General features: G+C 42.5%; 24 protein-coding genes. 18 read left to right on the top strand and 6 right to left on the bottom strand.

Features of this window, described 5'->3' with window-relative positions; all coding sequences use genetic code 11:
• The first annotated feature begins 150 nt into the window (after positions 1 to 150).
• The 4 genes from Q8P28_02235 to Q8P28_02250 all read left to right on the top strand — a co-directional run bounded on the left by Q8P28_02235 (position 151) and on the right by Q8P28_02250 (position 4,627).
• Positions 151 to 1,587, top strand: a complete 1,437-nt coding sequence (locus tag Q8P28_02235) for a c-type cytochrome (protein MDP2681613.1) — start codon at positions 151 to 153, stop codon at positions 1,585 to 1,587.
• A gap of 91 nt (positions 1,588 to 1,678) precedes the next feature.
• Positions 1,679 to 2,761, top strand: coding sequence for a tetratricopeptide repeat protein (locus Q8P28_02240; GenBank protein ID MDP2681614.1), 1,083 nt, complete (start codon positions 1,679 to 1,681; stop codon positions 2,759 to 2,761).
• 121 nt (positions 2,762 to 2,882) lie between these two features.
• Positions 2,883 to 4,109 carry a cytochrome c3 family protein gene (locus tag Q8P28_02245; GenBank protein ID MDP2681615.1) on the top strand — a complete coding sequence of 409 codons (1,227 nt, stop codon included), beginning with the start codon at positions 2,883 to 2,885 and terminating at the stop codon, positions 4,107 to 4,109.
• 128 nt (positions 4,110 to 4,237) lie between these two features.
• The gene (locus Q8P28_02250) at positions 4,238 to 4,627 is read left to right on the top strand and encodes a cytochrome c3 family protein (protein MDP2681616.1); all 390 of its coding nucleotides are present in this window, start codon (positions 4,238 to 4,240) and stop codon (positions 4,625 to 4,627) included.
• Positions 4,628 to 4,675: 48 nt separating this feature from the next.
• On the opposite strand, the gene Q8P28_02255 is transcribed toward Q8P28_02250, so the two are convergent.
• Positions 4,676 to 5,182, bottom strand: coding sequence for a hypothetical protein (locus Q8P28_02255; GenBank protein MDP2681617.1), 507 nt, complete (start codon positions 5,180 to 5,182; stop codon positions 4,676 to 4,678).
• 79 nt (positions 5,183 to 5,261) lie between these two features.
• Between Q8P28_02255 and Q8P28_02260 the strand changes: the two genes are divergently transcribed.
• Positions 5,262 to 5,747, top strand: a complete 486-nt coding sequence (locus tag Q8P28_02260; GenBank protein ID MDP2681618.1) for a cytochrome c3 family protein — start codon at positions 5,262 to 5,264, stop codon at positions 5,745 to 5,747.
• Here Q8P28_02260 and Q8P28_02265 read toward each other — a convergent pair.
• Entirely contained in the window at positions 5,729 to 6,115 is a 387-nt protein-coding gene (locus tag Q8P28_02265; GenBank protein MDP2681619.1) for a hypothetical protein, read from the bottom strand. The genes Q8P28_02260 and Q8P28_02265 overlap by 19 nt on opposite strands.
• Positions 6,116 to 6,246: 131 nt before the next feature.
• Between Q8P28_02265 and aspS the strand changes: the two genes are divergently transcribed.
• From aspS to Q8P28_02285, 4 genes are all read left to right on the top strand, one after another.
• Positions 6,247 to 8,040 (top strand): aspartate--tRNA ligase, encoded by a 1,794-nt coding sequence (gene aspS / locus Q8P28_02270; protein ID MDP2681620.1) that lies wholly within the window; start codon positions 6,247 to 6,249, stop codon positions 8,038 to 8,040.
• Between the two features lie 422 nt (positions 8,041 to 8,462).
• Positions 8,463 to 9,458, top strand: a complete 996-nt coding sequence (locus Q8P28_02275) for a hypothetical protein (GenBank protein MDP2681621.1) — start codon at positions 8,463 to 8,465, stop codon at positions 9,456 to 9,458.
• Positions 9,459 to 9,804: 346 nt separating this feature from the next.
• Positions 9,805 to 10,014, top strand: coding sequence for an addiction module protein (locus Q8P28_02280; protein MDP2681622.1), 210 nt, complete (start codon positions 9,805 to 9,807; stop codon positions 10,012 to 10,014).
• Positions 10,011 to 10,307: a type II toxin-antitoxin system RelE/ParE family toxin gene (locus tag Q8P28_02285; GenBank protein ID MDP2681623.1), complete on the top strand. Its 297-nt coding sequence runs from the start codon at positions 10,011 to 10,013 to the stop codon at positions 10,305 to 10,307. Before Q8P28_02280 ends, Q8P28_02285 begins: the two co-directional genes overlap by 4 nt.
• 61 nt (positions 10,308 to 10,368) lie before the next feature.
• On the opposite strand, the gene Q8P28_02290 is transcribed toward Q8P28_02285, so the two are convergent.
• The 4 genes from Q8P28_02290 to Q8P28_02305 form a co-directional block, all read right to left on the bottom strand.
• A complete protein-coding gene (locus Q8P28_02290) occupies positions 10,369 to 11,313 on the bottom strand; it encodes a hypothetical protein (protein ID MDP2681624.1) in 945 nt (314 codons plus the stop codon).
• Positions 11,314 to 11,315: 2 nt separating this feature from the next.
• Positions 11,316 to 11,900 (bottom strand): D-sedoheptulose 7-phosphate isomerase, encoded by a 585-nt coding sequence (locus Q8P28_02295; GenBank protein MDP2681625.1) that lies wholly within the window; start codon positions 11,898 to 11,900, stop codon positions 11,316 to 11,318.
• 121 nt (positions 11,901 to 12,021) lie between these two features.
• The gene (locus tag Q8P28_02300) at positions 12,022 to 12,843 is read right to left on the bottom strand and encodes a hypothetical protein (protein ID MDP2681626.1); all 822 of its coding nucleotides are present in this window, start codon (positions 12,841 to 12,843) and stop codon (positions 12,022 to 12,024) included.
• Positions 12,844 to 12,851: 8 nt separating this feature from the next.
• A complete protein-coding gene (locus Q8P28_02305; GenBank protein ID MDP2681627.1) occupies positions 12,852 to 13,283 on the bottom strand; it encodes a hypothetical protein in 432 nt (143 codons plus the stop codon).
• Positions 13,284 to 13,679: 396 nt separating this feature from the next.
• Here Q8P28_02305 and Q8P28_02310 point away from each other — a divergent pair, with 396 nt between their 5' ends.
• The 9 genes from Q8P28_02310 to larE all read left to right on the top strand — a co-directional run bounded on the left by Q8P28_02310 (position 13,680) and on the right by larE (position 22,925).
• Complete coding sequence (locus tag Q8P28_02310) at positions 13,680 to 13,880, top strand: cold-shock protein (GenBank protein MDP2681628.1); 201 nt, start codon at positions 13,680 to 13,682, stop codon at positions 13,878 to 13,880.
• A 106-nt stretch (positions 13,881 to 13,986) separates the two neighbouring features.
• On the top strand, positions 13,987 to 15,192 hold the full coding sequence (gene xseA / locus Q8P28_02315) for an exodeoxyribonuclease VII large subunit (protein ID MDP2681629.1): 1,206 nt from the start codon (positions 13,987 to 13,989) through the stop codon (positions 15,190 to 15,192).
• On the top strand, positions 15,173 to 15,403 hold the full coding sequence (xseB, locus tag Q8P28_02320; GenBank protein MDP2681630.1) for an exodeoxyribonuclease VII small subunit: 231 nt from the start codon (positions 15,173 to 15,175) through the stop codon (positions 15,401 to 15,403). Before xseA ends, xseB begins: the two co-directional genes overlap by 20 nt.
• Positions 15,404 to 15,405: 2 nt before the next feature.
• Entirely contained in the window at positions 15,406 to 16,293 is an 888-nt protein-coding gene (locus Q8P28_02325; GenBank protein ID MDP2681631.1) for a polyprenyl synthetase family protein, read from the top strand.
• 94 nt (positions 16,294 to 16,387) lie between these two features.
• Positions 16,388 to 18,292 carry a 1-deoxy-D-xylulose-5-phosphate synthase gene (dxs, locus tag Q8P28_02330; GenBank protein ID MDP2681632.1) on the top strand — a complete coding sequence of 635 codons (1,905 nt, stop codon included), beginning with the start codon at positions 16,388 to 16,390 and terminating at the stop codon, positions 18,290 to 18,292.
• Positions 18,264 to 19,001: a TlyA family RNA methyltransferase gene (locus Q8P28_02335; GenBank protein ID MDP2681633.1), complete on the top strand. Its 738-nt coding sequence runs from the start codon at positions 18,264 to 18,266 to the stop codon at positions 18,999 to 19,001. The genes dxs and Q8P28_02335 overlap by 29 nt, the downstream gene beginning before the upstream one ends.
• Positions 19,002 to 20,927 (top strand): ATPase, T2SS/T4P/T4SS family, encoded by a 1,926-nt coding sequence (locus Q8P28_02340; GenBank protein ID MDP2681634.1) that lies wholly within the window; start codon positions 19,002 to 19,004, stop codon positions 20,925 to 20,927.
• A gap of 115 nt (positions 20,928 to 21,042) precedes the next feature.
• Positions 21,043 to 22,047 (top strand): 7-cyano-7-deazaguanine synthase, encoded by a 1,005-nt coding sequence (locus Q8P28_02345; GenBank protein ID MDP2681635.1) that lies wholly within the window; start codon positions 21,043 to 21,045, stop codon positions 22,045 to 22,047.
• 59 nt (positions 22,048 to 22,106) lie between these two features.
• Positions 22,107 to 22,925: an ATP-dependent sacrificial sulfur transferase LarE gene (gene larE / locus Q8P28_02350; GenBank protein MDP2681636.1), complete on the top strand. Its 819-nt coding sequence runs from the start codon at positions 22,107 to 22,109 to the stop codon at positions 22,923 to 22,925.
• Positions 22,926 to 22,978: the final 53 nt, after the last annotated feature.

A 22,978-nucleotide genomic window follows, 5' to 3' on the forward strand; every position in this document is an offset into this window, starting at 1 on the left:
CATTTCTATTTGTTGACAACAGAAATTTCTGTCCAAAAATTTCTTGACAAACTATTAAAGATGGAGTATATCAAACAAAGATATAGATATTGGGGAAATAATAATCTAAAGAATAAAATGAAGGTAACCTAAATTTAATGGAGGTTTGAGATGTTTATTCAATGGGGAAGACGTTTTTTTGCCTTATTTTGGCTGTTGATTAGTGTAATCCTTTTCTCGTCATATGCATATGCTGAGCAGGGTGATAAAGAAGCAGGAAAGAAAATTTACGAGGTAAGATGCTTGTGGTGTCATGGCGCAACAGGGGAAGGGGATGGTTTTGCTGCCCAATTCACGAATGTGAGGCCGAGGGATTTTACAATGGGTGTATTTAAATTTAAGCGGTCTCTTCCTGGTCAAATAGCAGCAGATGAGGATCTCTTTAGAACAATAAGTAATGGTCTTCCAGGTACGCCTATGCCTTCATGGAAGTTAGTATTATCAGATAAAGAGATATGGAATGTTATTGAGTATATAAAGTCGTTTACAGATATCTTTGAGTCAGATAAGGCATCCGGGATGGTAGATTATAAGGGTGAAATCCCTTATTCGGCGGATAGTGTTAATAAAGGCAGGGAGGCTTTTAAAAAGGCAAAGTGTTATGAGTGTCATGGTGAAAATGGGAGAGGGAATGGTATGAAGAAATTGAGAGATGACTGGGATAATAGGGAATGGCCCAGAAATCTGGCAAAGCCATGGACATTCAGGGGTGGGAATGATATAAAGGATATTTTTACCAGGGTGACAGTAGGTATCCCCGGGACACAAATGCCGTCCTTTGCGAATGAAAAGGGGTTGACAGAAAAGGAACGTTGGGATGTTGCCAATTATGTGAGGTCGCTTGTAGATGAGACAAAGAGGCCTGTATCACCACAGACTGTTTTGAGGGCAAAATATATAAAGGCAATGTTGCCTAATGATGTAAATGCAGCAGAATGGAATGAAACACCTTCAGCAGCATTTAAATTGTTTCCGCAGCTCATTGAAAATGATAAATTAAGGGGATTCAGACCAACGAATGATTCTGTGACTGCACGGGTGCTTTTCAATGAAAAGGAGATAGCATTTTTAATAGAGTGGGATGACAGGACAAAGAGTGTGCCAGGGGAGCCCATTGTAGAAAAACTAGGTGAAGGAGAGACTTTTGAAGATGCTATTGCCATTCAGTTAAGAGTGGGGCCTCCGACTGCTGTTCAGCAGCCGTATCCCGGACATGGTGATAAAGCACTGGGCGTAGAGATGTGGTATTGGGGTATTGGAAATACCTCTGGTGGTCAGACAATAAAGATGATAGATGCAAATGGGTTTGGAACAGAAAAGATAAGGGATGCAGGCAGGATAAATATAAAAGGAACAGGTGAATACAAGGCAGGTATATGGAAGGTGATTTTAAGGAGGAGCCTTACAACATCTAATACACATGATGATTTCCAATTTGAACGAGATGTGTTGATACCTGTAACATTTGCCAATTGGGATGGTTCAAATGGAGAAAAGGCATCTCAGCATACATTGACCAATATGCATTGGCTGCAATTGGAACCATAGATTGTAGAGTAAAACCCGCACCCCGCCTGATAAAACAATAGCAGAGGTGTTAATGAGGTGGCAGCGCCCGCCAAAAAATAGGATGATAGTTATGAAATATATTATTATGTCAATCATGGTTGTTATGATTTCGTTTTTATCTTCATTGGGTTTGGCAGAAACCAAAGAGATTATTGCTGAAGGTACTTACAATATGGGTGAGGGAGAAATGTTCTCTGTTGCTGAAAGCAAGGCATTGCTTCAGGCAAAAAGGGCTATAGTTGAGCAGGCGATGCCTTATGTGGAGGAGTACTTAAAGGTCAGAAATATCAAATTGACAGAGGATGAGAAACAAATTATGTCTCTTGGACTTATAAATATTACTCTGTTAGAAAAGAAGAAAACTATTGGAAGCGACGGCACCCTCTTTTGGGTTAAGGTAAGGTCAACTGTGAATGCGGTTAATGTTGAAGATATTGCAATAAGTCTCAAAGAAAAATCAGTTATAGATGAGTATAGGAAGATAATAGAGACTTACAAAAAAAGTCAGAAGGCAATTGATGAATTAAAAAAACAATTAACACAGATAAAAGAGATAACGGAAAGAAAACCATTACAAGCAAAGATAAAAAATGAAGGGATATTATTTAAGGCAAACGAATTGTTTGAAAAAGGATACTATTATAGATTAAACAATGATTACGACAGTGCAGTAAAGGCATATACCTCTCTTATTTCGTTAGCCCCCAATTTTGCTGATGCCTACAATAGTCTTGGAAATGTATATATTGATAAAGGCCAGTATGATACCGCAATTGAGAATTATAATAAGGCAATTGTTATAAATCCTAATTTTGAAGAGGCATATAACAATATAGGATTTGCATACAGTAATAAGGGATTGTATGACAAAGAGATGGAAGGTTATAATAAGGCAATCGCTATAAACCCAAATTTTGCCAAGGCATACTATAACCGAGGGACTGCGTACCATTATAAAGGACTGGCTGATAAGGCGATTGAGGATTATAATAAGGCAATTAGTATAAACCCAAATTTTGCTGATATTTACAATAGTCGCGGAAGTGCATACGCTATGACAGGTATAAAGGATAGGGCTATTTTGGATTTTCAGAAAGCCTGTGATATGGGGGATGAAAATGGATGCAAAGGCTTGCAGTTTTTAAAGAAATAAGGAATGGTAAAAGATAGGTTGGAGAAAGGTAAAAATTTTACCTTGACAAAATAATAATTATTTTATTAGTATAAGCACACCGAGCATGCTGAATCATTTCTACCTTACTTTACGGATTATAATGTATGATATAAATATTTTAAGACAATGGCAGTTTTATACATCATTTACATTTATATTATTGGTATGCCTTATTACAAACACATCTATTTTCCTTATTATGAGAAATGATGTTTTAGCGGAAGAAAGCGCCTTTCGTAAAGAATTTATAGAAAAAAGCGAGACATTACAGTTTGAGGCGCTGGTAACTATAATTAAAAAAGATAAGGATATTATCCCAGGGGAAATCAAGTCGCTTATCAAAGATGCAATGACAAAGGAGTTAGGAGAACGGCTATACCTTTTGGATATTACTGAGCGGATGGCGTCTATGTATGATTATTGGCATGGCGGAGGGAAAGAACTTCTTGAAGAGATACAGAATCTACGGCGGTCAGAGATAACAAAAGGGGAGAAGATAAATGCGGAACTTAATAAGTGGAGTAAGGAGAAGAAATTTATTGGCAATCTGGTATTGAAAGAGCATTCGGACCAGATGACGGCCAGTGGTCTCCCGCCTGTTGTTTATCCTCACTGGATACATCGGACATATTTCAAGTGTAAGGTCTGCCATGAGGGTATATTTATTAAAATACAAGGGGCGAACAATATATCCCATAGTCAAATGAATGAAGGGAAACAATGCGGGGTTTGTCATAATGACACAATTGCCTTTGGGGCAAATAAACAATGTGCGAAGTGTCATATAGCAGGTAAGCCTGAGGTTGAGAGATTGCTTGATCCCCGCCATGTAGATCATAATAAGATTAAGGATGTAGCCTCCCGTCTGGGCGCTGAATGGAATATTGAGAACATACCTGGAAAAGCTATTCCTTTAGATAGATTTGGTTTTATAGACTGGATTAAACTTAGAGACATGAGTGTTATTAAACCGGTCGCCTCTTTAAGTAAAGATTTTAAGGAAGAGATAAGAGAAACTGCCATTTTATTTGAGGCGGTAAGTCCGACTACGAATAATGTGTTATTTGATCATAAGGTTCATTCATGGTGGCATAATTGTTCCACATGTCATCCCAAAATATTTAAAGCGGAACTGGGCGGCAATGATGAGCGGATGATATACAATGTTGAAGGCAGGTATTGCGGTGAATGTCATAGCAGGGTGGCTTTTACATTTGCGGATTGTTTTAAATGTCATAAGGTTCCAAAGGGAAATATACCCGAGGGTGCAATGATTCGTAATAGAAGACCGCCTGAGATTAAAGACGAAGAGGTTTTATCTCAGTAAACCCACACGGGCATTTGGCTTACAAAGGGGGATGAAAATAGCTAATATGCATTTTCAGAGCAATTAGGTAAACTATCAAAACTTTACAAAGTTAGGCATAAATCAGGTTGAAATGGAGGGTGAGCAGAATGAAAAACAAAGTTGTTTTTGTATTGTTGATGCTTATAGCTGGAATCATTGGTGTAAATATAGGCTATGCGGAATACGGCGACATTGTCATTGCAAGGAAAAAAGAGGCCATGCGCAAGGCTTCGGTTAGACCAGTCTTATTTCCCCATTGGCTTCACAGGATTAGATTTAAATGCAGGGTCTGCCATGAAGACATATTTATCTTGCGGAGAGGGGATAACAATATAAATATGGATGCCATAATGAATGGACAATTTTGCGGCAAATGCCACAATGGTATCATTGCATGGGAACCTATGTTTTGTGAACGTTGTCATTCATGGAATGGTCCTATTCCGCCTTATGCAGGACCTCCACCATGGGAAGAAGCTAAACCGGCGGCAAAATAACTATAGATTAGGATATGAGATACGAAAGGAGAAAAAGATGAATATCCTTTACTTAATGAAATGTATTTCCAGGGTTATTCCACTGGTTATCTTCACAGTCTTTATTGGTTGTTCAAATCCAAAACCTTTTTCAAAACCTGTCATGTCAGCCAATACCCCAGTAACAACAGAACCTGCCATGTCAGCCAATACCCCAGTAACAACAGAACCTTCTGTTGTTACCACAGAGGTGAAAGCAGCAGAGGCAGAAAAATCTGCTACAGTGCCTTCTCCCACTGCTGTAGCGGTGGTAGTGGCAGAAGCGCCAAAACCTGCTGCCCCCCCTGTTGAGGTAAAATCAGTGATAGCGCCTGCCCCTGTTCCAGAGCCGCCCCAAAAACCTATTGCTGTGCCTGCTTTACCTATAGTAGAAGATACAGAAACAAATGTCACGCTTGTCAGACCAGAGCCTGAAAGAACGTCTGTAGCGCATGCGGTAACATTACCAGTTATTCCCTCCGAAGAAAAAGAAAAAAAGACATCCGCCCCTCTTATCATTTTTAATCCTACTGGCATAACAGTTATTTCCTCCGAAGAAAAAGAAAAAAAGATGTCTCCCTTTCTTAACCCAGAGGATCCGAAGAGTGTCCTGTATTTGGATACAAAGGGCAATCTGGCGGGAACAGGAGATCCGAAGAAATCAGGTTCTCCCAGTGCATCATACAAACTGGGGGGCGCTTGGCACCCTGCAGCACTTGCCTCAAACTTGCTTCCAAAGGATAAATATGGTCTGATAGATTGGGCAAAGGCTGTGAGAGAGAATGCCCTTACACCAAGACACTCATTAGACCCTGATGCCGAGGATATTCCATCTTTTGATTTTAATATTTTGATAGAGACTAAAAGCAATTTTGTAAAAGATGTTGTCTTTCCCCATTATATCCATACATGGTGGCTAAAGTGTGAAATCTGTCATCCAAAGATATTTATCCCTGTGAGGGGGGCAAACAACATAACAATGGTAGGCATGATTGTTGACAACAAATTTTGCGGCAGATGTCATGGCAAGATAGCATTTCCATTTACTGATTGTAATAGATGTCATACATCGCCCAAAAAGCCTCAGACGGTATCAAAATAAAGCGATATGGGGTATGCACTTGACAGCACATACCCCAAGCGCTTGTGTTTTTGAATTAGCCTTCCCGGACGCCTTTTATTAGACATGCATAGGGAACAGGTTCCACTGCCACAGACTGTTGCGCTAACCGCAAAAAAAAGCTTACCGCGGTGGGCTGATGTCCTTCGGTTAAACCGAAGGATAAACCCATCAAGAAGCTCTGTCAAGATGTTAGTGACTAAGTGCATCATGCCTGCTTGAGGTTTTCTCTCCCTGCTTATTTCTATACCTTCCTCCTCTATTAGTTTCTCGGTAAAATAGGAATCGTTATATCTTTTGTATTCCCTCTTTGCCAACTCTATAATCTTTGTGGATACTTGAGTATCCAACCGCATGGAAGATAATGTTGCAGTTATACCCAGACAGAGTTACTTTGCTGCCACAAATGTATTTATTATAATTGAAAAATGGCTGCACGGTGTGTTATAAATGCGGAAAATTGAGATGAGGAGGCATTCAGTTGGCAGATAATCTTGGAAATTGGAAAAGGAGTTGCTACTGCGGCGACTTAACCATCAAAGAGATAGGCAGTGAGGTTACACTCATGGGATGGGTGCAGAAAAGACGCGACCACGGCGGTTTGATATTTGTGGACTTAAGAGACAGAGAGGGGCTGACGCAGGTGGTTTTCAATCCTGAGGTAAATAAATCAGTGCATGAAAATGCCCATCATATCAGGGCAGAATTTGTCATCGCAGTAAAAGGCATTGTTTCAAAAAGACCTGCTGGCACGGAAAATCCGGCATTAAAAACAGGAGAAATAGAGGTTCTTGTAAAGGAACTGAAGATACTGAATGAATCGGCAACCCCGCCGTTTTTAATAGAAGATGATACAGATGTGGCAGAGGGTGTCAGGCTTAAATACCGCTATCTTGATTTGAGAAGGCCGGCTCTGCAGAAAAATCTTATTTTGAGGCACAAGGTTTGCAAGGATGTAAGAGATTACCTCTGCGAAAGACATTTTCTTGAGATAGAGACGCCCGTCCTTACCAAAAGCACACCGGAAGGGGCGAGGGACTATCTTGTGCCGAGCAGAATGAGTCCAGGGCATTTCTTTGCATTGCCGCAATCGCCGCAGTTATTTAAGCAAATTCTCATGATTTCCGGTTTTGACAGATATTTTCAGATTGTCCGGTGTTTTAGAGATGAAGACCTGCGGTCTGACAGACAGCCTGAGTTTACTCAGATAGACGCTGAGATGAGTTTTGTGGACAGGGAAGATGTGATGGGGCTTATGGAAGGGCTTATTGCGGAGATATTTAAAAATAGTTTGGGCATAGAACTTAAATTGCCGTTTCCAAGGCTTACCTATGCGGATGCAGTGGGAAGATATGGTCTTGACAACCCGGACGATAGATTCGGTCTGGAGCTAAAAGAAATTACAGGTATTGTAAAAGATTCCGGCTTTAAGGTTTTTGCAGATGTTGCTAAAAAAGGCGGCATAGTCAAGGCGCTTAATGCAGCAGGCTGTGCAGAATTTTCCAGAAAGGAATTGGATGAACTTACAGCAATTGCCAATTCCTACGGCGCAAAAGGGCTCGCATGGGTAAAGATAACTTCAGAGGGATGGCAGTCTCCCATAGCAAAGTTTCTTACAGATGATGAAAAAGAAAACATATCAAAAGCCCTTGATGCAAAGGCAGGAGACCTTCTTTTATTCGTTGCGGATATTCCGCGGATAGCAAATACAGCCCTTGGAAGGGTAAGATTAGAGCTTGGTAAAAGGCTTAATCTCATTCCAAAGGATAGATTTAACCTTGTATGGGTTACTGACTTTCCGCTTTTGGAATTTGATGAAGAGGAAAAGAGATTTGTCGCAGTTCATCACCCGTTCACAGCGCCGATGGATGAAGATATAGACAAATTAGATAGCGCGCCGCTTGAGGTCAGAGCAAAGGCTTACGATCTGGTGTTGAATGGAACAGAGATAGGCGGCGGGAGCATAAGGATTCACAGACAGGATATTCAGACAACGATATTTAAAAAACTTGGCATAAATGAAGGAGATGCAAGGCAGAAATTCGGATTTTTACTGGATGCCCTTTCATTCGGCGCGCCGCCGCACGGCGGCATTGCATTTGGTCTGGACAGGCTTGTGGCAATCCTTTGCGGCGCAGAGTCAATAAGGGATGTGATTGCATTTCCAAAGACACAGAAGGCGACATGTCTTATGACAGATGCGCCATCGCCTGTAGATAAGAAGCAGTTGGATGAGCTGTTTTTAAGGGTTAAGGTTCAGCAAAAAGAAGGTTGAGAGATGTAATGGGTCGCTGGTTACGCAGTGACAGCCCGTTTCTTTAGGACAACAGAATATTGTTCCCAAATATCAGACGGAATCAATTGCATAGGCGGCTAACATGCAGGGACTATTATTCAATTATGCATATTATAGTAAGCGCTAAAAATAAATAGACATCGTAGCTCAAGGCTTTAGCCTTGAAAGTCTTGAGAAACCTCAAACCTGAAGGTTTGAGCTACAGAAGAATGTCAACTTATTTATGCCGTTCACTATAGTCCATCAGAAAGGGTAATAAAATTCATCAGATAACGTCAAGCCATTTTCCATTGACAGCATAATTAAATTTTTGCTAATTTAACAAAGGCCGTTCAGATAATAACTGGTTAGCCTATCGATTACAGCGTATAGAGACAAGACTTAAGAGAATAGAACAGACCATGGGATGTGACTGCGTTAATTATCTTCCACCGGGAATCAAATTAGAGGACGTTGCTGAATTCTTAAGCATACTAGGTTACCCTCTAGGAAACTTCGCCACCTTTGAAGGGATGCCTATCTACGGGTGCAACTTTTATAAGGACGAAGACTATAAATACTTTACTGGCGTCGAAGTTCTTGCCTACCTAAAGGATGGCACTATTCATGTTGAAACTCGAACCTCAATTTGGCGAACTAAATGGGACTCGGACTTCCATAACTTCACCGTGAAACAATTGCAGAAGCGCTTTGGAGGCACCTTTATTTCAGATTTTGGAAAAAGCCGCTTCCTGCGCTACGACGGGCAGGTACGTATAGCGGCTGAGGCGGGTTGCTATTTTGCCTTCTTCCATCTATCAAATGACTTTTCGAGTGCTCACTCATATTTGGAGTTTTTGAAAGAGGCGAAGAATCATGTGAAAACGCCGAGTTTCCCAAAGCAGCTATTGGAAGCTGTGCATCGCACGGATCCCATAATAATATCAACCAATCTTTTTCTACCTTTTCTTGTCTCTGTATTAGAAGAATACTTTAAGTCAACATATATTGCTTTACTGAGATATTCGCCACGGAAATCAACCGTAATCAAGTCTGCAAGAATCCCGGCAGAAGAACTCACTAGCGTTAGCAACGAGGAGCAGTCTATGGAAGAGGCAATAACGAAATCAATGTCCTTTCAAAACATCGGGAAGGTTTGCACCTACTTCAAAGAACTCGACAGCAAACTCGATTTATATGGAACTCTCAAGAAGCCATATAAAAGACGTAGAGAATCAATGTTTGATACTTTTGATCGCATTCTGCATCAGAGGCATGAGTTTATTCACCGAAGCAAGATGAATCCGAATTATACAATTGAAATGGCATTTAAGGACTTAGAGACTGTCCGCGCAGCAGTAACGCGAGTATATAAATATCTTATTAGTACATACAAGTGGCAACCTTGGCCGATGTAATGCAAATCCGCCTAACAAGGCGCTCCAGTTGGTAGATACCGTTTTCCCTGTCAAGCAAAATTTACCTTATTTGCATGATAATTTGGATTAAAGGAAGAAATAAAGGGGACGGTTCTATTTAAATCAGGAAATTAGCACATGAGCACATGAATATAAGAACGCCTAACAAATCACTCCAGGGGGAAAATGAGGGACTTCCCAGATATTAGGAGAGTAATACCGAATAAAACAATACAGGAAGTACCACCCGATTTAATCAATTTGATGAGTTCCTGTTGTAAAATTGCATCCGAGAATTATTTCTTGACAGAAATTAAGCTGTGATATAATCACATTGGAGGTAAACATGAATATATCAATAGATCAGATGACAACGGCAGAAAAGATTCGTACAATGGAGGATATATGGGATGACTTGTGTCACCATGCCGGCGAAATACCATCCCAATCATGGCATCGTGAAGTCCTTTCACAGCGGGAAGAATCTCTATCAAAAGGCACCGAAACATTTACGAATTGGGAAATAGCTAAGAAAAGAATCCGTGAAAAGTTATGAAAATCAGGATTCTTGACTCTGCATCCCAAGACTTGATAAAAGGGTTTAGTTTCTACGAGAAACAGGAGGGAGGTCTTGGCAACTATTTCATAGACTCCCTCTTTTCCGATATTGATTCCTTGCAGGTATATGCTGGCATACATCCCATACATTTCGGATATTATCGCATGCTCTCCAAACGATTCCCGTTTGCCATTTATTATAGAATAATGAATCTTGACGTTTCGGTATATGCAGTGCTTGATTGCCGCAGAAATCCTGCATGGACAAGGGAACGTCTGAATAAAATCTAATAGGTGCTTGCCTAATAAGGAAATCCAACCGACCGTAAAAACTGCGCCGGTTATTTCTATGTTATCCAGGCAGCCCCTCTTTTATCGCTGCTGCAAGAAGAGGCACCATTATCTCGTGATGCCCTGTTAAAATATATCCTTTGCCGCCATTTTTTGTCGGCCTTCTGACAACATTTGTCAAAGGTCTGTAGCGCTGGATAAAATCCATATTTACTGTTGTCAGCTTTTCAACCTTATGCCCAAGATTTCTCACCAATGTCAATGCCTTTAAAAAAATCTCCGGCAGAAGCACGGCAGAGCCGATATTCAAATAAACCCCTTCTTCAAGATTTGCCACAACACCTGCAAATAATTTGAAGTCCCGATTACTGCCTTCTCCTGTTGCTCTGCCGTCCATATGAGGATGGATGTGTATTATATCCGTCCCTATAGCGACATGGACAGTTACAGGCACACCGAGTCTTGCGCCTGCCGATAGAATGCTTAAATCCTTATATGGAAACCTTGAACTGTTTATCATTTCACCAACAGACTTCCCAATGCCCCAGCCTTTTTTAACCCCGCCCTTTATGGCATTGTTCAGCAGTTTTCCGGTTTCTTCTGCCATTCCGAACTCTCCGGTGCCAATCTCTGCGTCAACATCTTCGGAAGTCATTCCTGCGTATGCAATCTCAAAATCGTGGACAATGCATGCGCCGTTCATTGCAACAGCGTTTATAACACCCATCTCCATCAAATCGATAATAACAGGGCTTAAACCCACTTTTATCACATGGGCGCCAATGCCGGCGGCAACGGTTTTTTTATTTTTATGGGCTGTAATTATAGAGGATGCAATCTCTTTCAGGTCTTTTGCGGCGAGGATATCAGGAAGTGAATCTAAAAAAACTTTGAAGGCCTTATCTTTTTTGCATGGTTTTGCAAATGACCTTATATCTACTTTGCTTTTTCTTTTCTTAATGGAATAGGTTTTAAGTTTGGATGGAGAGACGGGTTTAAATTTCATTTTTAATCCTTACACACTTCTGGAAAAAGTATATGATCAACTAATTCACAGATTATATGTCCTGCGGTAATATGAACTTCCTGAATTCTTGCAGTAACATTTGAATCCACATTCAAAAGCATGTCCACCATCTTGGCCATCTTGCCGCCGCCATTACCGGTTAAGCCGATGGTTTTAATCCCCATATTCACAGCCGCCTTTACTGCCATAACTACATTCTTCGACTCGCCGCTGGTGGATATGGCCAGCAAGACATCGCCCTCTTTGCCTATTGCCTTTATCTGTTTTAAAAATACTTGGTCAAAGCTGTAGTCGTTTCCAATGCTGGTAATGGTGGATGTATCGGTAGAAAGGGCAATGGCAGGCAGAGGCGGTCTTTCAATAACAAACCTGTTTATAAACTCTGCTGCAATATGCTGGGCATCGGCAGCGCTGCCGCCGTTGCCGCAGAGGAGAAGTTTGTTTCCTGCCTTGAACGCATCGGCAATAAGCCAGGCTGACTGGATGATTGACTGCTGGTTTTGCTTAAAAAACGCCTCTTTAGTATGGATGCTCTCTTTATAGCTTTTTGTAATAATATCCTTCATTAAAACCCCATGTTACGATTGGAAAATAATATCTTCTAAGCTAATAGGTGTCAAGGGAATTGTAGTTACGTGATAGATAAAAACATGTTAGCTAAAATTTAAAAGTGCACTGCCTTAAGTTTTAAAAGTGCACTTTCTTTATATCTTCGGCCCTGACCTGTTGTTCCCCCACAAGTTTGTTTCGACACCAGAACCGGATTTTGGCCATATGATGTTTGAGGTCAAAACTGACCCTCAATTCAACTTCGTCACGAGGGGAGACGCCTGAGACACTGAACTTAAGGGTCTGCCATGAGAGCTTCCGATAGGAATCAGCCACCCGTTTTATTCTATAGCAGAAGATATCATCAAGGGTTTCATAGGGTCTGGGAATAGTAAACCTACGAAAGAGACTCTTCTTCTCCTGTAAGGCTTTCTCATAGCGAACAGAAGGGATTTCATTGGTTGTGGAGTGAACCCTATGGTTATTATAGCGATGGATTTCTTCATGCAACACGACCCGCGCCTCCTCTATCCCTGTGATATTCTCCCGCACACACGTTCGCACGACATGATCCTGCAACCACTGGTAGGGGCGCTCCACTTTGCCCTTGGCCGCAGGTGACAGGGCATACACCACTTCGACATTCAAGTCCTTCAGCACCTCCTTCCATTGCACCACAGCTTCTTCCTCTCCCCCGTGGCTCTTTTGCCAGAGGCTATCTCTCCTTTCCACAAACCGAAAGATAGAATGATTATCAACATAGTACTTTAACGGACAGCCAAAGCTTATGGCCACTGTCTTGGCAGCGATGATATGAGTCCAACTTGTTTCCTTGTCCCAGAGGTCTCCATACAAAATCCTGCGGCTATGATCATCTATAGTTGTAACCAGATACCATTTGGTCTGGGCAGATGGAGACCATAAATGAAATGATGTGTCATGTTGAAGAAGTTCTCCCACATAGTTTGTCAGGACCTCACGGTCATGAGCCTTCCGAAAGGGCTTTGCCTGATAAAATCCGTTTTTTTTGCCCGGGCAATGATCGTGGGCAATGAGACGACAACCTTGTGCCTCTTTTTCAATAGTTCCTTCAAGTAACTGTAATTGTAGAATTTGACCGGATTGCTTTTGTCATGAATAATCCCGGCTTCTCTTTCAAGTTCCATGATAATCATGGCATCTGATTTGGCATCTATCTTTCGGGGTGGAACTGCTCTTTTGTAATCCAAAGAAAAGCCGTCTGGATTTTCTCGATAGACTTTTAATAACTTGAAAAACTGACGCCTTCGGATTTTAAGAAGTCCTAATGCCTGCTCCACTTCAATCTCCTGAGATAAATACCTCTCAAAAATCTCCTTCACTTCTTCTGCTGAAAACAGCTTTCGTAAGTGTTTGCCCATTTTATCCTCCTTGGCTTGATAGATGTGAGAAAATCCTGAAAAAGACACAATAGTGCACTTTTAATCTTTAAACCAGTGCACTTTTAATTTTTAAATGACACTGTAATAAAAAAGCTTGACAGAAAATAATATTTCTGATATTTTGCTCACTGAAGTATGCAGGAATTGTTTCACGCTATAGATTCTTATTTATGATTGTTGGGCCGTGGAAGGTTTTGAATACCCTTCTGCGGCCTTTATTTTTTCAATCCTGATAAGCGTGATTACGCTTAGGGTGGCAATCCTGCTTATTCCAAAACAGCCCTCCCCCTGTCCCCCCTCATAGAGGGGGATAAAGGGGGAGGTGGCAGCTCTATAAAAAGGGCAGGTTTTGATCTTTTGAAAGGAGGTAAGCAAATGGCAAAAGGTAAAGTAAAGTGGTTCAATGATACCAAAGGCTACGGCTTCATACAGCAGGAGTCAGGCGAGGATGTTTTTGTCCACTATAGCGCTGTCGGCGGTGAAGGCTTCAAGAGTCTGAAGGAAGGCGATGAAGTTGAGTTCGATGTAACTCAGGGTCCAAAAGGGCCTCAGGCGTCCAATGTTAGAAAGGTATAGCCCTTTCACCCGTTAAGCACAATACCCCTTTCCACAATTAAAATGGGAAAGGGGTATTTGTTTGTGTGGTTTGTAATTCCCTTTAAAGTCTGCTATTCTTTTCATAATGGAATTTCCATCCAGGCAAATACTCACAGTATCTGAGCTTACCCATGAGATCAAGACCCTCCTTGAGGCAAATCTTTATTATGTTTGGGTTGAAGGAGAGGTCTCAAATTTAAGGTCTCCCATATCAGGTCATATATACCTTACTTTAAAGGATGATGGCGCACAGATAAAGGCTGTTATATTTAAAGGTCAGGCAAGGTTTATGAAATTTAAACCGGCTGACGGCCTTCATGTGATATGCAGGGGAATGGTCAACGTATATAAGGAAAGGGGAGAGTATCAAATCATCCTTGATTATATTGAGCCAAAGGGTTTGGGGGCATTGCAGCTTGCGCTGGAGCAGTTAAAAGGAAAACTGGCAAGAGAGGGTTTTTTTGAAGCAATGCGGAAAAGACCCCTTCCTCCTTTTCCAAAGAAGATTGGAATTGTTACATCGCCGACAGGGGCCGCTGTCAGGGATATTCTTAAGGTTTTTGAAAGGAGATTTGCCGATATAGGTGTTTTGATTTACCCTGTAAAAGTGCAGGGCATAGAATCCGCAAGAGAGGTATCGGAAGGCATTAAAGAGCTTAATATGGTTCCGGGGATTGATGTGATTATTATTGCAAGGGGCGGCGGCTCGCAGGAAGACCTTTGGGCATTTAATGAAGAGATTGTAGCAAGGGCAATTTTCAATTCAAAGATTCCGGTCGTATCGGCAGTCGGACATGAAATAGATTTCACCATCGCCGATATGGTGGCTGATTTACGGGCGTCGACGCCCTCTGCTGCCGCTGAAATGATTATCCGCTCAAAAGAGGAGCTTAAAGAGCGGCTGGCTGCTGTTCTATTTCAATTAATATCCGGCTTAAGAAATATAATAGCTGATAAACGGATTTTTCTCCACAGATTGGAGCGGGGGCTTGTTGACCCATCCAGAAGATTAAAGGAGATAAGGTTAAGGCTGGGAGATGTGACAGACAGGCTTGCCCTCGCAATGTCCAATTCTTTGGAGATGATAAAAAAAGATTGCCGGCATATCGCAGAGAGGCTCAATATTTTAAGTCCGCTCAATATACTCGGAAGGGGTTACAGCATCACAAGAAATATCCCGTCTATGGCTGTGCTGCGGGATTCAAAAGATGTTGAGGCAGGCGATGATGTAAATATAATTCTTTCAAAAGGAGAGATATTCTGTAAGGTCTATGGCAGAGATAAAGTTTGAAGACGCATTGAAAAGACTTGAAGAGATAGTGGATGCCCTTGAGAAAGGGGATATTCCTTTGGAGAAGTCTTTGAAAATCTTTGAGGAAGGGGTAAGGCTCTCAAGGCTTTGCAATAAGATGCTGGATAAGGCTGAGAAAAAGGTTGAGATACTTATGCGCAGCGAAAATGGTGAACTTGAGGCAAGGCCGTTTGAACCGGAAGAAAAATGATTTTGGATATTGACAGATACCTGAAGGAAAGAGGAGATATTGTAAATAAAGCAATTGACAGTCTTTTGCCAAAAGAGGATGAATTTCCGCAAAGGCTGCACAAGGCAATGAGATACAGTATTTTTGCAGGCGGAAAACGGCTCCGGCCTATCCTTGTTATAGCCGCAGCAGAGGTTTTCGGAAAAACCGCCGGTAGTGTTATTAACATAGCCTGCGCCGTTGAAATGATACACACATATTCATTGATACACGATGATCTCCCTGCTATGGATAATGACGACCTGAGGCGGGGAATGCCTACATGCCACAAGGTGTTTGGAGAGGCATTGGCAATACTTGCAGGCGATGCGCTTCTGACAAAGGCATTTCAGATAATGAGCAAACCATTAGCAGTAGAGACGCATAATTATGCGTCTCTACAAACTATTCATGAGATAGCAAAGGCAGCCGGCTCTACAGGCATGGTTGGCGGTCAGGTTGTGGATATTGAGTCAGAAGGCAAAGATATTGAGTTTCCTGTTCTTGAATATACTCACATACACAAGACAGGTGAATTGATCCTTGCAAGCTGCAAGGCCGGAGCCATTATGGCAAATGCAGACGACAGAGGACTTGAGGCAATAACAAGATATGGTGAGGCTGTGGGCCTTGCCTTTCAGATAGCCGATGATATACTTGATATAGAGGGGACTAAAGAAGATGTGGGAAAGAATGTTGGAGGAGATGTAAAAAAGGGCAAGGCCACATATCCGTCTATTCTCGGTATAGAAGAGTCAAAAAAGAGGGCAGGGGAGTTGGCATCTCTTGCAATAGCATCGCTTAAAGATTTTGATGAAAAGGCAGAACCGCTGCGGGCCATTGCAAGATATATAGTGGAAAGGAGAAAGTGAAGAAGGGTCAAAGAGTCAAGGAGTCAGAGAGTCAAAGTTTAGAAGCTTTTACTCTGATACCCTGACCCTTTGACTCTATGACTCTATAAAACCTATGTCCAAACTTTTAGATAATATAAACAATCCCGATGACTTGAAAAAGCTTGTAGCTGAAAATCTGCCCGCGCTCGCCGAAGAAATAAGAGATGAAATTGTTGACACAATATCAAAGACAGGGGGTCATCTGGCAAGCAGCCTCGGCGCCGTGGAATTAGCTGTTTCACTGCATTATGTCTTTAACACGCCAAAAGATAAAGTCATCTGGGATGTAGGCCATCAGGCGTATGCGCATAAAATATTGACCGGCAGAAGAAAAGTGTTTTACACCATTCGCCAAATGGGCGGCATAAGCGGTTTTCCGAAGGTATCTGAAAGTATATACGATGCCTTTGGCGCAGGGCATTCCTCCACATCCATCTCTGCTGCTATGGGAATGGTTGTCGCAAGGGATTTAAAGGGCGAGGATTATAAGGTAATAGCCGTTATCGGCGACGGCTCTCTGACAGCAGGGCTTGCATTTGAAGGGCTGAATCAGGCAGGGCATCTTAAGAAGGATATAATTGTTGTCCTGAATGATAATGAGATGAGCATATCGCGGAATGTCGGCGCCCTTTCATCTTTCTTAAGCAGAAAGATTACAGGAAGATTGGCAACGCGGTTAAAAAAAGAGGCAGAGGGGTTTTTTATGTCCATCCCGCGGATAGGCGGACGGCTTATGTCGCTGGCAAAAAGGGCGGAGGATTCCCTTATAGCATTGCTTACACCCGGCATGTTGTTTGAGGGCCTTGGTTTCCATTATATAGGCCCGATAGACGGCCATAACATGGATGAGCTTATAAACACATTTCGTGACGTTAAGGAATTAAAAGGGCCAATACTCATCCATACACTAACAAAAAAAGGAAAGGGATATGCGCCGGCAGAGAAAGAACCTGTTAAATTTCATGGCATCGGGCCTTTTGAAAAAGAGACAGGCAAACAAGTAAAACCGGAAAACAAGATTCCTACCTATACAGAGGTCTTTGGTCAAACGCTTGCTGAAATGGCCGAGAAAGATAAGAGGATCGTTGCTATAACTGCGGCTATGCCTGAAGGAACAGGCCTTGATGGATTTGCAAAAAGATTTCCGCAAAGGTTCTTTGATGTTGGCATAGCAGAGCAGCATGCCGTAACATTTGCGGCAGGCCTTGCAAAAGAAGGGTTTATTCCTGTGGTGGTCATATACTCCACATTCCTGCAAAGGGCCTACGATGAGATACTCCATGATGCAGCTTTGCAAAATCTCCCTGTAATTCTGGCTATCGACAGGGCAGGGATAGTTGGCGCTGACGGCCCAACGCATCACGGATTGTTTGACATATCCTATCTGAGGCATATGCCAAATATGATTATCATGGCCCCTAAAGATGAAGATGAGCTTAGGCATATGTTAAAGACTGCTGTAGAATGCGGGAGACCGGCGGTAGTCCGCTATCCAAGGGGGGAGGGATATAATGTTGATATCTCCTCGCCATTAAAGGAAATCCCAATAGGCAAGGCAGAGGTTTTAAAAGATGGGATGGACGCGGCTATCCTTGCAATAGGTTCAATGGTTTATCCGGCGATGGAGGCTGCTGTAAGACTTGAAAAAAAAGGGATAAAGGCCATGGTTATAAGCAGCCGTTTTGTAAAACCTATTGATGAGGAACTTATAGTTGCGCTCGCCGGAAAAGCCGGCAAAATTATAACCATAGAAGAGAATGCGCTTCAGGGCGGCTTTGGCAGCGCTGTGCTTGAACTTCTTGAGAAAATGGATATAACGGATTGCAGGATAAAAAGGATAGGGGTTCCTGATAAATTTGTAGAGCATGGTTCACAAAAAGAATTGAGAAGCCTTCTTGGGCTTGATGCAGACGGAATTGAAAAAACAGTTAAGGATATGATGAGGGATAATGTCAGCGAAAGGAAAAGGGCGTATTGACAGGCTTCTTGTGGAGCGAGGACTGGCGGAAAGCCTTGAAAAGGCATTGGCCATTATTATGGCAGGGAGGGCGCTGGCAGAAGGGCGTGTAATTGACAAGCCAGGCGCAGAGATTAAAACTGATGTTGAAATTACAATCCTTGAACAGAGTCCGTATGTCAGCAGGGGCGGGATAAAACTTGAAGGCGCTCTATCTTATTTTAATATAGATTGCGCCGGCAAGACAGTCATGGATATTGGTGCGTCAACCGGCGGCTTTACAGACTGCTTGTTGAAAAGAGGCGCTAAAAAGGTTTTTACGGTAGATGTCGGGAAGGGACTTTTGGACTGGTCTTTAAGAAATGACAAAAGGGTTATAGTTTTGGAAGGCAGGAATATCAGGTATCTTGAATTTAAAGATATAGGCGAGTATAGTGATATTGTTACTATAGATGTTTCGTTCATATCATTAGAAAAGGTTATTCCAAAGGTAAGGGAATTTTTAAAACCCAAAGGACTTGTTCTTGGATTGATAAAACCGCAGTTTGAGGCTGAAAAAGAAGAGGTTGGGGAAAAGGGTATTATCAAAGACCCTGAAATACACAAAAAGGTCATTGACAAAATAAAGGCATTTTCAAAAGACCTTGGTTTTATTGTAAAAGGCATTTCAGAATCAGCAATAAAAGGGGCAAAGGGCAATAAGGAATTCTGGATATATATGGAGGCTTAAATGGCGGTAAAAAAACTTGGGGAACTTCTTGTAGAGGCAGGGCTTATTACAAAAGAGCAATTAGACGCCGCCCTTGCCGAAGAAAAACAAAAAGGCAAAAGATTAGGGGCGCTGCTCGTTGAAAAGGGTTTCACAACAGAACTGGATATTGCCCAAACCCTCGCATACCAGCTGAATATTCCATATATTGACCTGCATACCGCTGTTGTAGAGCCAGAGGCAACTAAGCTTGTGCCTGAAAAGCTTGCAAGGAAACACGTTATTATCCCGCTCTACACCGAAAAAAGGAATATATTAAGGGTTGCAATGTCAGATCCGCTGAATATGGAGGCGCTTGATGATATAAGATTTTCCACAAACTACCAATGCTCGCCCATGGTTGCAACAACTACGGATATACTTACGGCTATAAATACGCACTATCACCTCTCTCTTCCTATAGAGGATATTGTAGGGGATATGGTTAAGGAAAAGTTTTTAGAGATAGTCCATGACAAAGAGCATGTCAAAGATACAGAAGAGCTGCTGAAGAAAAGCGAGGCTCCGCCTATTATAAAGATGGTGGACTCTATAATAATCCACGGCATAGAAAGCAGGGCGAGTGATATACACATAGAGCCGCAGGAGCGCATGGTCAAACTAAGGGAAAGGATTGACGGGCTCATGAGGGATGTCATGCATCTCCCTAAATGGGTTCAGGGCGCTGTAACATCAAGGATAAAGATAATGGCAAAGCTGGATATTGCGGAAAGAAGGGTACCGCAGGATGGCAGGATACCGGTGAGGATAACAGGGCGTGAGCTTGACCTCAGGATATCAACCCTTCCCACGCAGTATGGTGAAAAGATAGTGATGCGCATCCTTGACACAAAGTCCACAACGCTTACGATGGGTGAAATAGGGCTTTCCACATCTACGAATGACAGGGTAAAGGCAATTATAGAGAGGCCTCAGGGCATAGTGCTTGTTACAGGGCCGACCGGAAGCGGCAAGACATCAAGCCTTTATGCAATGATCAGCCACATAAAAACCCCGGAGGTTAATGTGATTACCCTGGAAGATCCTATTGAATATAAGCTTGAAGGGGTAAACCAGGTGGCGATAAATGAAAAGACAGGGCTCACATTTGCATACTGCCTGAGGTCTGTTTTGAGGCAGGACCCTGATGTGATATTTGTGGGAGAGATGCGCGATCTGGAAACAGCCGAGATAGCGCACCAGGCGTCCATTACAGGCCACCTCGTATTCTCCACCCTTCATACCACAGACGCAATTTCAACAATAACAAGATTAAAAGATATGAAAATCCAGCCATACCTTATGGCGTCTTCTTTAAACGGTATTGTTGCTCAAAGGCTTATAAGAAAACTATGCGAGTCTTGCAAGGAGCTTTATAATCCCACAGACGAAGAACTGCTTAAGGTGGGCATAAAGGCAAAAAAAGGCGACAGGCCTAATCTTCACAGGGGCAAGGGATGCAAGGAATGCGGAGGAACCGGCTATCACGGCAGAACAGGCGTGTTTGAGGTGTTGGTAGTTAACAGCCAGATAAAGGATATGATAGTTTCTGATGAACCGGAAGATGCTATAAGAAAGGTGGCAATAGCCAGCGGCATGATTCCTATGTATAAGGATGGGATAGCGAAAGTAAGGCAGGGGATTACCACACTGGATGAGCTCCAACGGGTTGTCTTTGCCAAAGAAAAGGAGATAATAAATATAATCTGCCCAAACTGTTCCGAGGTTATCAGGACAGAATTTGCAACCTGCCCGTACTGCGGCTATGCAGTTGTTCTTAACTGCCCATCTTGCGGCAGGGAGCGGGAGCTGGAATGGAGTCACTGCCCATATTGCAGTATGGAATTTAGCAAATCTGTTCCTTTTAATGAAAAAGACCTTCCGCCCAAGGGAAAATCCCGCAGTTGACAAAATTAAGTTGTTGCCTGAATAAGTTAAGATACATATGCGACATTAAGGAATAATGGATCATTATGCGAAGGCATACCCGATAGAATCAATCGGGGACGGAGGTTTTATCTCTATGAACAGAAAGGCTGTTGCCCTGCTTTCCGGCGGGTTGGACTCAACTCTGGCAGTAAAGGTGATGCTGGAACAGGGGATTGAAATTTGTGCCCTTAATTTTACATCCACATTCTGCACATGCAGCTGCAGGGGAAGCGTTTGCAGCAATGAGGCAGCAAGGGTTGCTAACGAATTTGACGTTCCCATAAAAGTCCTTCAAAAGGGATTAGATTACATAGAGATTGTAAGAAATCCAAAGTATGGCTACGGACAGGGTATAAACCCTTGCGTGGACTGCCGCATATATATGCACAGGCTTGCAAAGAAATATATGGAAGAGATTGGCGCGTCATTTATAGTAACCGGCGAGGTGCTGGGTCAGAGGCCAATGAGTCAGAGAAGGGATGCGTTTGAGACAATAGAAAGAGAGAGCGGTCTTGAGGGGCTTATTCTAAGGCCCCTTTGCGCAAAGCACCTTGAACCTACCATTCCGGAGAAGGTCGGCATAGTAAACCGGGAAAAACTTCTGGATATGGGCGGCCGTTCACGGAGGCCGCAGATAGCCCTTGCAGAGGAATTGGATATTCAGAATTACCCTTGCCCATCAGGCGGCTGTCTCCTGACAGACAAGATATTTTCAAAGAGGGTAAAGGATTTGCTGGATAATAAGGAAGAAGTCACGATGAAGGATGTGCTTCTTCTTAAAGCAGGCAGGCATTTCAGGCTGAATAAGGATGTTAAGATTGTTATCGGCAGGGATGAGGCTGATAATAAAAAGATCAAAAACCTCATTCAGGCAGACGATATCATGATAGAGCCGCTGGATTTTGCCGGACCAACAGGACTTATATGCGGCTTATCTAAAAATGGAACGCACTTTATCGCAGGCAGGATGATTTTAAGATACGCCGGAACAAAGGCCGAGGGGAAGAGAACGTTAAAACTTTCTAAAAATAGCGAGACAACTACATTTGAGGTTGATGCGCCAGTTGAGGAAGAAGTGTTAAAAGGGATGATGATATGAAATTACAGAAGTCAGGAGTCAGGGGTCAGGGGTCAGAAAAACAGACGCAAGACTTATCACTGATTACTCAAAAAAAATTTGAGCATCTGAAAACTATCCTCCGTGATATGGGCTCTGTGCTTGTGGCCTTTTCAGGCGGAGTAGATTCAACCTTTCTTTTAAAAAGTGCCTTTGATGCCTTGGGCGGCAAGGCTGCGGCGCTTACAGCCCTATCTCCAACATACCCTGAAAGGGAATTTCAGTATGCAAAGGGCCTTGCCCGGCAGATTGGCGCAAGGCATATAATAGTAGAATCTAATGAACTCCTTATACCAAACTTTGCTGATAATACGGATAAGAGATGTTACTATTGCAAGAGCGAGCTTTTTGAGATATGCAATGAAAAGGCAAAAGAGCTTGGGCTTGCATCCGTAGCAGACGGAAGCAATATTGATGATTTGGGAGATTATAGGCCAGGGAGAGAGGCTGCAAAAAAACTTGGCGTGAGAAGTCCTCTTGTGGAGGCAGGTCTGTCAAAGCCTGAAATAAGACAATTAAGCCGTATTATTGGCCTTGAGACATGGCAAAAGCCGTCCTTCGCCTGCCTCTCATCCAGATTTCCCTATGGAACAAAGATAACAGAAGAAAGACTTGATAAGATTGAGAGATGCGAAGAGATGCTTCGCAATTTAGGTTTTTCTCAATTCCGGGTGAGATACCATAATGAAATTGCCAGAATTGAGGCGCCGCCTGCTGAGATAAACAGATTCTTGGATGAAGGCGTCAGGGATGTAATTGTTAAGGGTTTTAAAGAGCAGGGATTTACTTATATAACGCTTGACCTTCAGGGTTACAGGACAGGGAGCATGAATGAAGGGATGTTAAAAAAGATGGGATGATGACACCTATCGCGGGTTCAAATTCGCTTCCATGAAATGTATTTAAAACAGCA

It is taken from the genome of Deltaproteobacteria bacterium (assembly GCA_030690165.1).
Classification (GTDB): domain Bacteria; phylum Desulfobacterota; class GWC2-55-46; order UBA9637; family UBA9637; genus JACRNJ01.